The sequence below is a fragment of the Achromobacter marplatensis genome (assembly GCF_002209535.1).
Classification (GTDB): domain Bacteria; phylum Pseudomonadota; class Gammaproteobacteria; order Burkholderiales; family Burkholderiaceae_B; genus Achromobacter; species Achromobacter marplatensis.
Genome location: NZ_NJIG01000001.1, coordinates 744,406 through 756,790, shown reverse-complemented (window position 1 = coordinate 756,790; position 12,385 = coordinate 744,406). Strand labels below are relative to the sequence as shown.

The following is a 12,385-nucleotide window of genomic DNA, read 5'->3' as shown; positions in this document are numbered from 1 at the left end:
TTTATTGCGGCGTGGCCTTGGCCGGCGAACGCAACACGATCTGGGTGATTTCCGAAGGACGCCCCAGGCGGATCGGGAAGCCGGGCCACAGCCCCGTGCCGTTGCTGACGTACAGCGTCATGCCGCCCACCTGGTACAGGCCCGAGACATAGCCTTCATTGGCCCATTGCGTCAGCAGGTGCGGGCCCAGGATCTGGCCGCCATGGGTATGGCCGGACAACTGCAGGCCCGCGCCCGCCTGGGCGTTGAGCGCCGCGCCGGTAGGGCGGTGGCTCAGCAAAATGACGGGGTCGGTCGGCGGAACGCCGGCCAGCGCCTGCTGCACGTCAGGCAAGGGCTGGGCGTAGGCGGCCGCCATCCGGTCGGTGACGCCGGCCAGCACCAGGCGCTGGCCATCCGGCGTCAGTGTCACGTGGTCGTTGAGCAACAGGCGAAGGCCCAGGTGCTCGAATGCCGGCAGCCAGCGCTGGTATTCCGCGTAGTACTCGTGGTTGCCGGGAATCGCATAGACGCCATAGCGGGCGCGTAGCGCCTGCAGGGGCTGCACGTCGGCGGCGCGGGCGGCGGTAGTGCCATCGACCAGGTCACCCGTGATGACGATCAGGTCTGGATTCAGGCCGTTGGTCTTCTTGACGACGGCGTCGATCCACGGCGCTTCCAGCAGCCGGCTGGCGTGCAGGTCGGTCAGTTGCACCAGGCGGAAACCGTCAAGCTCGGGCGGCAGCTTTGGCAACGCGATTTCCAGGGTCTTCACGTCGGGTTCGCGTACCGCCTGCCACACGCCGATGGCGGACAGCACCACAGCCAGCACGGCAGCGCCTTGGCTCCAGCGGCGAGCGGCCCACAGGCGCCGGCCCTGTTCGCGGGACACCGCGCAGGCCGCCAGCGCCGCCACGTCGCGCACCAGTAGCAGCATGGCCAGCAGGAGCAGGCTGCCAAACAGCCAACCCAGCGCCATCAGCAAGGTGGCGGGGATTTCGGGCGACGCCATGCTGCCGAAGAAGTTGCGCGTCACCAGATGGTGTTCGGCGATCGCCAGCAGCGCAACCGACAGCACGAGGCGGCCGGACTTGGAAATGGGCAGGGGCAGGACGAAACGCCAGATGACGTAGAGACTGATCAGTCCCGTGAAAACATGGAACACGCGGTAATTCCTACTGAAAGCGGCGGGGGACGGGGTGGCCGAAGCCAGCGACATTATGACGACCTGTCCCCGAGGGCGCACGGTAGGCCCTCGACCCGTAGGGACAAAGGGCGTCCGTCGTAAATGTGCAACAGCAAATAAAGATGCGAATCAGTTGCATTACACTTTTCCCCGAAACAGCACTCCGCTGTGGGAGAGGTAGTCAGCATGCACGTTTACCGGCCGGGTGGCCGACCATCCATTATTCGTCCTCGTTTCATCCTGCGTCGCACGTCCGCCCTAGCGGTTTTTGACGCCGGGCCTCCCCAAGCCGAGAAGTCTGTACCGGGCGCGCCGCAAGCGCGCACCGCTTGCGCGGCGTGGGGCCTGCTTTTTGCCCTGGCTTCCGGCGCTGCCGCCGCACAGGAAAGCGGCGTGGCCACCCTGCCAAGCGTGCAAGTCGTGGGCGACACCGACGCCACGACGACCGAAGGCACCGGTTCCTATACGCCGCGTGCCACCGCCGCCAGTACCGGTTTGCCGCTGACGCTGCGCGAGACGCCGCAATCGGTCACGGTCGTGACGCGCCAGCGCATGGATGACGAAGACATGCGCTCGCTGACCGATGTGATGGCCAGTACCCCCGGCATCTCGGTGCAAAACTTCGACAGCGAGCGGTATTCGTTCAATTCGCGCGGATTCAGCGTCAGCAACTACATGTATGACGGCATCCCGACAAGCTTCGATACGGGCTACGCCGCGGGGGAGTCGTCCGTCGACCCCATCATCTACGACCGCGTTGAGGTCGTGCGCGGCGCCACGGGCCTGCTGACCGGCGCCGGCAACCCGTCGGCGTCCATCAACCTGGTGCGCAAGCACGCCATCAGCCGCGAGTTCAAGGCTGACATCAGCGTCAGCGCCGGCACCTGGGACAACTACCGCAGCACGCTTGACCTGTCGACGCCGCTCAATTCAGACGGCAGCGTGCGCGGCCGCATTGTGTCGGCGTACCAGGACACCCATTCCTTTCTGGACGGCTACCAGAACAAGAAGAAAGTCTTCTACGGCGTCGTGGACGCCGACCTGACCTCGCGCACGACGGTGAGCGCAGGCTTCAACTATCAGGACAACGACCCGCAGCGCAGCAGCTGGGGCGGATTCCCGCTGTGGTACGCGGACGGTGGCCGGACCGATTGGAAGCGGTCGCTGAATACCGGGGCGGACTGGAGCTCATGGGCAAGCACGACGCAAGGTGCGTTCGCCAGCCTGGAACACCGTTTCGACAATGACTGGCGCGTGCAGGCGGTGGCATCGCATTCCAAGAACGAAATGGACGGCAAGCTGCTGTACCTGTATGGCTGGCCTGACCGCGAAACCGGCCTGGGCATGGGGGCGTCGCCGTCGTGGTACCTGGGCGACCGCAAGCAGAACAGCGTGGATCTGAAGGCCTCCGGTCCGTTCACGATGTTCGGCCGCCGCCATGAGGCGGTGGTCGGCGCTAGCTTCAGCCGCCAGTATGCAGACTTCGACTACCGCTCGTCCCTGTCGGCGGCGCCCGTCGGCAACTTCCTGGACTGGGACGGCTCGTATCCGGAACCCGACTGGAACAGCACGTCCGTCACGGCAAACCGCTACACGACCAAGCAGACGGGTTGGTACGGGGCGCTGCGCCTGGACCTGGCGGATCCGCTCAAGCTGATCGTGGGCGGCCGCTACAGCACCTGGAAGACGGACTCCGTCGGCTTCGGCGGCGGCGACCATACGGCCTTCGACAAGAACGCGTTCACGCCGTACGCCGGGCTGCTGTACGACATCAACGAGACGTACACCGCCTATGTGAGCTACACGGGGATCTTCAACCCCCAAAGCTATCAGGACCGCAACGGCGGCTGGCTGGATCCGCTTGAGGGCAAATCCTACGAAGCCGGCGTCAAGGGTGAATTCCTGGAGGGGCGCCTGAACGCCAGCGCCGCAGTGTTCCAGATCGATCAGGACAACGTGGCCCAGACCGATACGGGATACCTCGTGCCGGGCACGATCAACCAGGCCTATCGGGCCGCGCAAGGCACACGCAGCCGGGGCTTCGACCTGGAAGTGTCAGGCGAAGTGACGCCGGGCTGGAACCTGGCCGCGGGTTGGTCGCACTGGACCGCAAGCGATGGGGACGGCAATGCCATCCAGACCGACCAGCCGCGCAGCCTGGTCCGCGTGTTCACAACCTATCAACTGCCGGGCGACTGGAACAAGCTGACCGTCGGCGGTGGCGTCAATTGGCAAAGCCACGTCTATACGCTGGCCAGCGGCCCCAACGGCGACGAGCGCGTGGGACAAGGCAGCTACGCCATCACCAACCTGATGGCGCGCTACCGATTCAACCGCAACCTGTCGGCACAACTGAACGTGAACAACCTGTTCGACCGCAAGTACTACAGCCAGGTCGGGTTCTACAGCCAGGGCGCGTGGGGCGCGGGAAGAAGCGCGATGGTGACGATGCGCTACCAGTACTAAGCGGTGCGCGCGCCAGGCGGCCGCTATACGCTGTCAGCCCGCCACGCACAGCGCGACCGGGCAATCGCGCAGCAGATCAGCCACGTCGATGTCGCCGGCCGTGTCCACGCCTGGCTGCCGGCCGGATAGCGTATCGACAAGACCCGCCGCGGGCACGTCGGACGGCAGCCGGATTCGGCTGCCGTCCCAGAACCGATGCGCCTGGGCGGCCTGGCCCTGCGCGTAAGGGGCCAACGCCCGCGCGCACAGCCGGGGCACGACAACGAGCAGGCATCGCGTTTCGTGCCGGCGCAAGTAGGCCAGCACATGGGCGGCCTGCGGGCCGTGCACGGCAAGCGGTTCGCAGCGCCCGTCGCTGAACAGTGCCGGATCGCGGGCGCGCAGGGCCAGCGCCCGGCGGATCAACGCCTGCTTGATGGCGCCTCTGTGCCACGCCGCGGCGTTGGTGACGATGGGCTGGCCGGGATCGTCCAGGGCCAACAGGTCTGCCCGCGCGGGGTAGTCCACCGGGCGACGGTTATCGGGGTCGACCAAGCTGAAATCCCACAGATCCGCGCCCTGATACAGGTCGGGCACGCCCGGCAAGGTGCAGCGCAGCAAGGTCTGCGCCAGGCCGTTCACCAGGCCGGCGGGTGCAAGGCGTAGCGTGTAGTCCGCGATTTCACGCAGCAGCAGCCGGCCGTCGTCCGTATGCTTGAGCGCGTCGAGGCAGCGCGCTGCCGACTGTTCATAGGCGGCGTCCGGGTCCGTCCAGCTGGTGCGCAACTTGGCCTCGCGCAGCGCCTTTTCCTGCCATTGCGCGATGCGGGCCAGATAATCGGCCAACGCGTCGCCAGCAGGCTCGGGCGGCAGGGCCAGCGGCCACGCGCCAACCAGGCTTTGCAGCAGCAGATAGGCGTCGGCAGACGCGATGGGACCGGGCCGGGCCAGCCGCGGCACCCACGCCTGGGCAAGGGCGATCCATTCGTCCGGCGCTTCGCTCAGCACCGCCAGGCGGGCCCGCGTGTCTTCGCCGCGCTTGTGGTCATGGGTGGCCGTGGCCAGCATGGCATGGGGATGGGTGGCAGCGCGCTCGGCGCTTAACGCGTGGAAGGCGTCAGGCGACAGGGAGAACCGTTCCGCGCTGGACCCCACTTCATTGCGCGACAGCAGCGGGCCGCGGCGGTAGAACAGGGTGTCTTCCAGCGCCTTGGCCGCCAGCGGCGGCGTCAATTGCTGAAAGCGCCGCAGGGCGTGCGCCAGGGCTTCGGCCAGCGCGTGCGGCTCGGGGGCGCTGACGCCGTGCGAGGCAAGGCTCTCATCTACGGGCGCGCCGCTGAGCCAATGACCTATCTGGTCCAGCAGGCGGGCGTCTGCCGTGCCCGGACCCAGCGCCGTGCGCGCGCGGTCAAGCGCGGTGTGGAACCAGTCGGTATCCGCCGGGCTGCGCCCGCCGTCTTCCGCATAGGTGCGATACACCGGAAATACGGCAAGCAGGGCGGTCAGTACGCGGTCAATGGCGGTGGTGGTCCAGTCGCGGGTGCGCAGGTCCATGCGGGCGACGCGTGCCAGCGCCCTTGCAAGCGCCTGGCGTTCGGCCGGGAAATGGCGGGCCAGCATTCGTTGGCGGGCGTCCTGCAATTGGGCGGACGCACCGCGCGGGTCACCGGCAAGTCCGTTCCAATAGGCCTCCAACGGCGCTTGCGCGGCGGGCGCGTGCAGCAGCGCGCCAACCTGGTCCATGAAGTCGTAGCCGGTCGTGCCGTCGGTCGGCCAGCGGAAATCCAGGGTTTCTCCGTCGGCCAGGATCTTTTCCACGACGAGATAAGCGCTTGCGCGTTCGCCCCGTGCCTGCGTCAGGCGCTGGCGCAGGCGTCGCAGGTAGGCGCCCGGGCTGGCCAGGCCATCCACGTGGTCGATGCGCAAGCCGTCCAGCACGCCTTCCCGGTACAGGCGCAGCGCCATGCCGTGCACGGCGTCGAAGACGATGTCGTCTTCGACCCGCACGCCGACCAGTTCGCTGATCTCGAAGAAGCGCCGCCAGTTGATTTGTTCCGGCGCCGTCCGCCACCAGGCCAGGCGGTAGTGCTGGCGTTCCAGCAGGTCGTGCAGGCGGGCCCGCCCCTCGGCGGTCTGCGCGTTGTGTGCCGCGCAGGTCGCGTCTGGGCCGGCCGCGTCCATGGCGAATCCCGGCGCCAGGGGCAGCCGCAGCTCACTGACCGACACGAAGAAAGCGTCCGCGTCGTGAACAATCTGGATGGCGCCCGAGGCCAGGCAGACCCCGTAGGGATCCGGCAGCACGGGCAGCAGCACCTTGCCGCGCAACGCCGGGTCAGGCGCATCCCAATCGATGTCGAACACGCGCGCGTGCGGGCTGCGCTGGCCCAGGCGCAGCACATCGGCCCACCACGCGTTGGACGGGTGGGCTGCCATGTGGTTGGGCACGATGTCCGCAATGAGTCCCAGGCCCAGATCACGGGCGGCCGCGGCCAGGCGGCGCAGCGCGGCGTCTCCGCCCAACGCCGCGCTGACGCGCTGGTGGTCCGTGACGTCGTAGCCGTGGGTCGATCCGTCGCGTGCCTGCGTGATGGGCGACAGGTACAGATGGCTGACCCCCAGCGCCGCGTAGTAGGGAAGTTGCGCGCGGGCGTCATCCAGTGTGAACCCGGCGTGCAGTTGCAGGCGGGCGGTGGCACGGGGGGCGTTCATGAGCGGCCTCGCAAGGCGCGTACCGGTTGCAGGCGCGCCAAACTGGCCGGCGCATTCAGGCAGTCGGCAACGGAGAGCGGCACGCGCTGGCGCCAGTTGGGGTGGTCGGCGATGGTGCCGGGCAGATTGGGTTGATCCAGCTGCCCGGTCAGGTCTTCCAGCGCCACCAGCATCAGCGGGCAAGGCGTGGACGCGACAAAGCCCAGCAGTTCGGCGCCGGGCGGCTCGCGCGGCGTCGATTGCCTGGCGGCGGTGGACGAGTACGCCTGCACGGTCCGCCACAGCGCGGCGCGGTCTTCCAACCGCGCGGCGCGCATCGCGGGCTCGTCCTGGTCCGGGCCCAGCAGTTGCAGCCGTGAACGCCACAGGATGTCTTGCGCGTGCCACCAGCCCTCCAGCGTGGGCAGGTCGTGCGTGGTCGTCATGGCTACGGCGTGCGCCGGCCAGTCGTTCGGGGCCAGGAAGGCGGCGGGCGTGGCGGATTCGGGGAGGGCGTCTCCGGCCGAGTCCTTCGCTTGCGGCGGGGAATCGGCCGCGCGCATGAACCACAGCACATTCATGCCCAGCAGCCCGTGGTCTTCAAGCTGGGCGTCAAAGCCCTCCGGCACGGTGCCCAGGTTCTCGCCGATGACCAACGCGCCGTGCAGCCAGGCTTCCAGCGCCGTCAGCCGCAGCAACTGCGCCAGCGGATAGTGCAGGTAGGCGCCGTCCTGCGGCCGGGCGCCATCGGGGATCAGCCACATCCGCGCCATGCCCAGGATATGGTCGATGCGCACGCCGCCCGCGTTGGCCAGGCTGGCGCGCAGCATGGCAAGAAACGCCGAGTAGCCGGACTCCCGCAAGGCAGCGGGCGATAGCGCGGTCAAGCCCCAGCCCTGGCCCAGCGGGTTGTGCAGGTCTGGCGGCGCGCCCACGCTGGTGCGCGACATCAGGTCGGCCTGTCGGCTCCAGGCGTGGCTGCCTGACGGGCTGCCACCTACCGCCAGGTCCGCCAGCAGGCCGACGCGCATGCCGGCGTCCCGGGCGGCCTGCTGCGCCTGTGCCAGGCTGGCCGAGGCCAGCCATTGGCCGAACATATGCGCGTCGATGTCGTCGGCGTGTCCATCGGCGTAGCGCTGCGCGTCCGGGGATCGCGGGTCGCGCAGGCCGGCGGGCCAGTCGGTCCAGGAAAGCGGCGCGCCATGCGCCTGCGTCTGATCGGCATGCAGCGATTCGAATAGCGCATGGTCGCGCAGGTCGGGTCCCGCCGCGTCACGGTAGGCGTCATAGGCTTGCCGCTGCGCCGTCGTGGCGCCCGTCGGGAAACCGGCATGCAGGCGGCGCAGCAATTGGTGGCGCAAGGTGGCCACGGCCGGCCAATCGATCAGCGGGCGCGCATCGAGCGCGCGCAATTGTGCCTGATCCATGCCCGCCAGCGCCGCGCGCACAGCGTCATTGCCCAGCACGCCGGCGGGGTCGGCGTACAGCGTATTCAGGAAGAGCCGGCTGGACGGGGAGTAGGGGCTGCATTGCGCGGGGTCCGCCGCGAACATGGCGTGCACCGGGCTCATGGCAAGCGCATCCGCGCCGGCCGACCCCGCGGCAATGGCCAGATCGCGCAGCGCGCCGAAGTCACCGAAACCATGCGTGGCCTGCGCCAGGTCCGAGGAGGGACGCCGCAGGCTGTAGAGCTGGACGGCTAATCCCCAGGCGCGCGCATTTTTGACGCCGGATAGCTCGTCGATCGTGGGCGCGCTTCGGGGAGCAACGGCAAGCGTGGTGTCGCCGCCGGGCGTGCTCAGTGTGTAGTAGCCGGGGACGGCGGGCGCGCGCAGGGTTGGTGCGCCATCGGGGCCGGTGGCAGTGCGGGCGGTGATGAGCGGTTGCTCCGGCGCCTGCATCTGGCAAACTCCGGCGCAATCCACGGGGAGCGCCACCGCTTCGCCGGGTAGCGCGATCAGCAGCGCGGGCAGGTGGTTCTGCGCCGAGGCTGCAGACAGGCGCTGCCGGCTGTCGCGGATGTCCGCCTCGGAACCGGCGGGCAAGTCCATCGCGTCAAGCAAGGCGCGCAGCGTATCCGGCGCGACACGGCGGGGGCGGCGGTCGGCGCCGGTCCAGTCTTCGGCGATGCCGGCTTCGGCGGCCAGGGCGGACAACTCGGTTCGCGAGGCGGGGTTCATGCTGCGTCCTCCAGCAGCCAGACCGTGCTTTCTGAGCACATGCTGCCCAGCGACAACGCATCAAACGCGCCTGCGCGGGACTCGAACAGCAGCGACGAAAACAGGTGGCCTGCCGCTGAGAATTTGGGCGGCAATGCTTCTTGCACCGGGCCCAGGTTGGCGTAAAGCGTCAGCCGGGTGCCATCGCCCAGACGCCACTGCGCGTGGACGCCGTGTTTGCCCACAGCGCGGCCAAATACGCTGCGCGCGCCGGGCAGGCGTGGCGCAATCACCTGTTGGCGCATATGCAGCAGCGCCTCATAAAGCGTGCGCCACCCTTGCGCGTCGTCGTCATTGCCCGGTTGCCAGGGATCGCTTTGGCTGAAGGTGGTCGGGGCGTTGGGGTCCGGCACCGCTTGGGCAGCGCCGTCGTCAAAGCCGGGAAAGGCCGAAAACTCGCGCTGGCGTCCTTCCCGAACCGCTTGAGCCAGGTCCGGATCCGTGTGGCTGGTGAAATAGAGGAAGGGCGCGCGGCTGCCCGATTCCTCGCCCATGAAGATCAGCGGAATCTGCGGCGCAAGCAGTTGTAGCGCGACGGCGGCGCGCAGGCGCTCCGTGTTTTCGGCCAACACCGTCAAGCGCTCGCCCGCGGCCCGGTTGCCCGTCTGGTCGTGGTTCTGCAGGAACAGGACGAACGCGGTCGGCGGCAAATGGCCGCTGGGTTCGCCGCGCGGCGCCCCTTGCCGGAAGGGCGAAGGCTGGCCCTGATACAGCCAGCCCTGCGCCAGGCATCGCGCCAGGGCCTCGGCCGGGCGGTCCGCGTAGTCCGAGTAATAGCCGTGCGATTCGCCGGTCAAGAGGTGGTGCAGCACATGGTGCGCATCGTCGTTCCATTGGGCGTCGTACCCCTGGGCGAGCAGGCTGGCGCGGTTGTCGTCGTTTTCCAGCACCAGGTGGACGTGGCGCTGCGCGGGGATCTGTCCGCGGACGAATTGCGCCAGCTCGACCAGCCAATCCGGGTCGGATATCGCGTGCACCGCGTCCAGCCGCAGGCCGTCGAAACGGAATTCCGTCAGCCAGTACAGGGCGTTCTCTTCGAAATAGCGGCGCACCGCCGGCTGGCGGAAATCGATCGCGTTGCCCCAGGGCGTGGCCACGTCGTCGCGGAAGAACGGCGCAGCGTATTGGGGCAGAAAATTGCCGTCCGGGCCGAAATGGTTGTAGACCACGTCCAGCATCATGCTCATCCCCAGGCCATGCGCCGTGTCGACCAGATGCTTGAGCGCGTCCGGCGTTCCATAGGCCGCGTCCGGCGCATAGGGCAGCACGCCGTCATAACCCCAGTTGCGCGGGCCGGGAAAGTCCGCGACCGGCATCAGTTCGACGACGGTGACGCCCAGCGCCGCCAGGTCCGGCAGCCGTTCGGCCAGCCCCGCAAATCCGCCCGCCAGGCCCGCGTGCGCTTCATAGATGACGGATTCCGCCCAGGGCCGGCCATGCCAGGCGGGATGCTGCCAGGCATAGGTGTCTGGCCCCGCGACGATGCTGGCGCTGTGTACGTCGCCGTCTTGCTGGCGCGATGCCGGGTCCGGCACGGTCAAGCCGTCGCCGATGCGGTAGCGATAGCGGGTGCCCGGCGGGCAATCGACGTCGGTCTGCGCGTAACCGTCGGCATCGGGGTGCAGGGGGATCGGGTCGCGCCCGTCGATCAGCAAGGCCAGTCCTGTGGCCGCCGTGGGCGCCCACAGGCGAAAGCGCGTGCGGCCGTCGGGCAAAGGCAGCGCGCCATGAGTGTAGGGCTCGGGCCAGGCCGTCATGACGCCGCTCCGGGAATGCAAGTGGCCGACAGCAACACCAGGCTGTGCGCCTGCACGGTGATGTCGGCTTCCGAGACCGGCGCTGCCGGGACCTGCGTGGCGGAATCCAGTTCGCGGATCCACGGTTGAGCGGGCGGGGGCAGCGTGAACGTGGCGGGATCGGCGCCCGGATTCAGCAGTAGCAGCGTGATGTCCGCGCTGCCGTCTTCGCGCAACGCGGCGCGGCGTAGCGCCATGGTGAGCGCTTGCGGGGCGTCCCAGGCCTCCTGGGTGATCGTCCCGCCGGCCGTGTCGAACCAGCCAATTGCCGCGACGCCGGGGCAGATCTCCTGGGCGGCGTCGCCAAAGCGTGCGGCACGCAAGCTGGGATGGTCGCGGCGCAGCGCCACGGCGCGCGCCACGAAATGTGTCAGCGCGCGGCCGGCATCGCTCTGGGCCAAGGTCCAATCCAGCCATGACAGGGGGTTGTCCTGGCAGTACGCATTGTTGTTGCCGTCCTGGCTGTTGCCGAACTCGTCGCCGGCCAGCAGCATGGGCGTGCCGTCGGACAGGAACATCGTCGCCAGCAGCGCGCGCTGCACCTGACCACGACGTTCCAGGATGGCTTCGTCCTGCGTCGGCCCTTCCTCGCCCCAGTTGTGGCTGTAGTTCTCGCCGTGGCCGTCGTTGCCGCCTTCGCCATTGGCCTCGTTGTGGCTGCCGTCGTAGCTCACCAGGTCTTGCGTGGTGAAGCCATCGTGGGATGCCACGAAGTTGACGCTGGCCCAAGGCCGCCGATGGCGCCGGTCGAAGACGTCGCGCGAACCGCATAGCCTGGCCGCCATGTCGCCGCGCATGCCTTCATCGCCGCGCCAATAGCGCCGCACCGTGTCGCGGTAGCGGTCGTTCCATTCCGCCAGCCCGGGCGGGTGGTTGCCCAGCTGATAGCCATCCGGCCCGATGTCCCACGGTTCCGAGATCAGTTTCACGCCGGCCAGCACCGGGTCTTGCAACAGGGCGTCGAAGAAGCCCGACCCCGGGTCAAAGCCCGTGCCCTCGCGGCCGAGCGTCACGCCCAGGTCGAAGCGAAAGCCGTCCACGCCATAAGAATCGGTCCAATAGCGCAGGGAATCCATCACCATCTGCAGGACGCGCGGGTGCGACAGGTTTACCGTATTGCCGCAGCCGGTGTCGTTGATGTAGTAGCGCTCTTCGCCCGGCATCAGGCGGTAATAGCTGGCGTTGTCCAGCCCGCGCCATGACAGCGTGGGGCCCAGTTCGCTGCCTTCGCAAGTATGGTTGTAGACCACGTCCAGGATCACTTCCAGACCGGCGGCATGCAGGCGGCGGACCGCCTGGCGCAGGTCGTTGGGGCCGCGCTGCAGATACGCGGGTTCGGGCGCGAAGAACGACAGCGTGTTGTAGCCCCAGTAATTGCGCAGGCCGCGTTCCAGCAGGAACCGGTCCTGCAGGAAGGCGTGCACCGGCAGCAGCTCGACGGCGGTGACGCCCAGGCGCTGCAGGTGTTCGATGAAGCGCGGGTCGGCCAGCGCCGCGCACGTGCCGCGCAGCGGCTGGCGCAGGTCTTCGCGCTGCATCGAGACGCCGCGCAGATGCACTTCGTAGATTGTCGTGTCCACCCATGGCGTTTGCGGCGCCTTGCTGTTGCCCCAGTTGAACGGGACGTCTTCCGTCACGATGGCCTTGGGCATGGCCGGCGCGCTGTCACGGCGGTCCATCGACAAGTCGGCGCGCGCGTGGTTCAGCCGGTAGCCGAAGAGCGCGTCGCTCCAGCTCGCCGGGCCTGTCAGGTGGCGTGCGTAGGGGTCCAGCAGCAGCTTGTGCGGATTGAAACGGTGGCCGTTGCGGGGATCATAGGGCCCGTGCGCGCGGTAGCCATACACCAGACCGGGCTGGGCGTCCGGCAGGTAGCCGTGCCAGACCTCATCCGTGCATTCCGGCAGGTCGAAGCGCCGCAGTTCCTTGCGGCCGCGCGCGTCGAACACGCACAGCTCGATGCGCGTGGCGTTGGCCGAGAAGACGGCGAAGTTCACGCCCAGGCCGTCGCTGACCGCGCCCAACGGGTACGGCTGGCCGGTGGTAAGGCGGGTCAATTGTGAGGGGTCCATGGA

General features: G+C 68.4%; 6 protein-coding genes. 1 reads left to right on the top strand and 5 read right to left on the bottom strand.

From position 1 onward, the window contains the following. Position 1: 1 nt before the first annotated feature. Positions 2-1,144, bottom strand: a complete 1,143-nt coding sequence (locus CEY09_RS03265; RefSeq protein ID WP_088587524.1) for a metallophosphoesterase — start codon at positions 1,142-1,144, stop codon at positions 2-4. Between the two features lie 207 nt (positions 1,145-1,351). Between CEY09_RS03265 and fhuE the strand changes: the two genes are divergently transcribed. After that, positions 1,352-3,631, top strand: coding sequence for a ferric-rhodotorulic acid/ferric-coprogen receptor FhuE (gene fhuE, locus CEY09_RS03260; protein ID WP_377785511.1), 2,280 nt, complete (start codon positions 1,352-1,354; stop codon positions 3,629-3,631). Positions 3,632-3,664: 33 nt separating this feature from the next. On the opposite strand, the gene treY is transcribed toward fhuE, so the two are convergent. The 4 genes from treY to glgX are packed head-to-tail and all read right to left on the bottom strand — an operon-like array spanning position 3,665 to position 12,382. Then, the gene (gene treY / locus CEY09_RS03255; protein WP_088587523.1) at positions 3,665-6,319 is read right to left on the bottom strand and encodes a malto-oligosyltrehalose synthase; all 2,655 of its coding nucleotides are present in this window, start codon (positions 6,317-6,319) and stop codon (positions 3,665-3,667) included. After that, positions 6,316-8,478: a 4-alpha-glucanotransferase gene (gene malQ, locus CEY09_RS03250; protein ID WP_088587522.1), complete on the bottom strand. Its 2,163-nt coding sequence runs from the start codon at positions 8,476-8,478 to the stop codon at positions 6,316-6,318. The genes treY and malQ overlap by 4 nt, the downstream gene beginning before the upstream one ends. Then, on the bottom strand, positions 8,475-10,274 hold the full coding sequence (gene treZ / locus CEY09_RS03245) for a malto-oligosyltrehalose trehalohydrolase (RefSeq protein ID WP_088587521.1): 1,800 nt from the start codon (positions 10,272-10,274) through the stop codon (positions 8,475-8,477). Before treZ ends, malQ begins: the two co-directional genes overlap by 4 nt. Continuing rightward, the gene (glgX, locus tag CEY09_RS03240; protein WP_088587520.1) at positions 10,271-12,382 is read right to left on the bottom strand and encodes a glycogen debranching protein GlgX; all 2,112 of its coding nucleotides are present in this window, start codon (positions 12,380-12,382) and stop codon (positions 10,271-10,273) included. Before glgX ends, treZ begins: the two co-directional genes overlap by 4 nt. Between the last annotated feature and the right edge of the window lie 3 nt (positions 12,383-12,385).

Coding starts and splice junctions, on each gene's coding strand:
- malQ (WP_088587522.1), bottom strand. CDS start 8,478: ATGAACCCCGCCTCGCGAACCGAGTTGTCCGCCCTGGCCGCCGAAGCC.
- glgX (WP_088587520.1), bottom strand. CDS start 12,382: ATGGACCCCTCACAATTGACCCGCCTTACCACCGGCCAGCCGTACCCG.
- fhuE (WP_377785511.1), top strand. CDS start 1,352: ATGCACGTTTACCGGCCGGGTGGCCGACCATCCATTATTCGTCCTCGT.
- treY (WP_088587523.1), bottom strand. CDS start 6,319: ATGAACGCCCCCCGTGCCACCGCCCGCCTGCAACTGCACGCCGGGTTC.
- treZ (WP_088587521.1), bottom strand. CDS start 10,274: ATGACGGCCTGGCCCGAGCCCTACACTCATGGCGCGCTGCCTTTGCCC.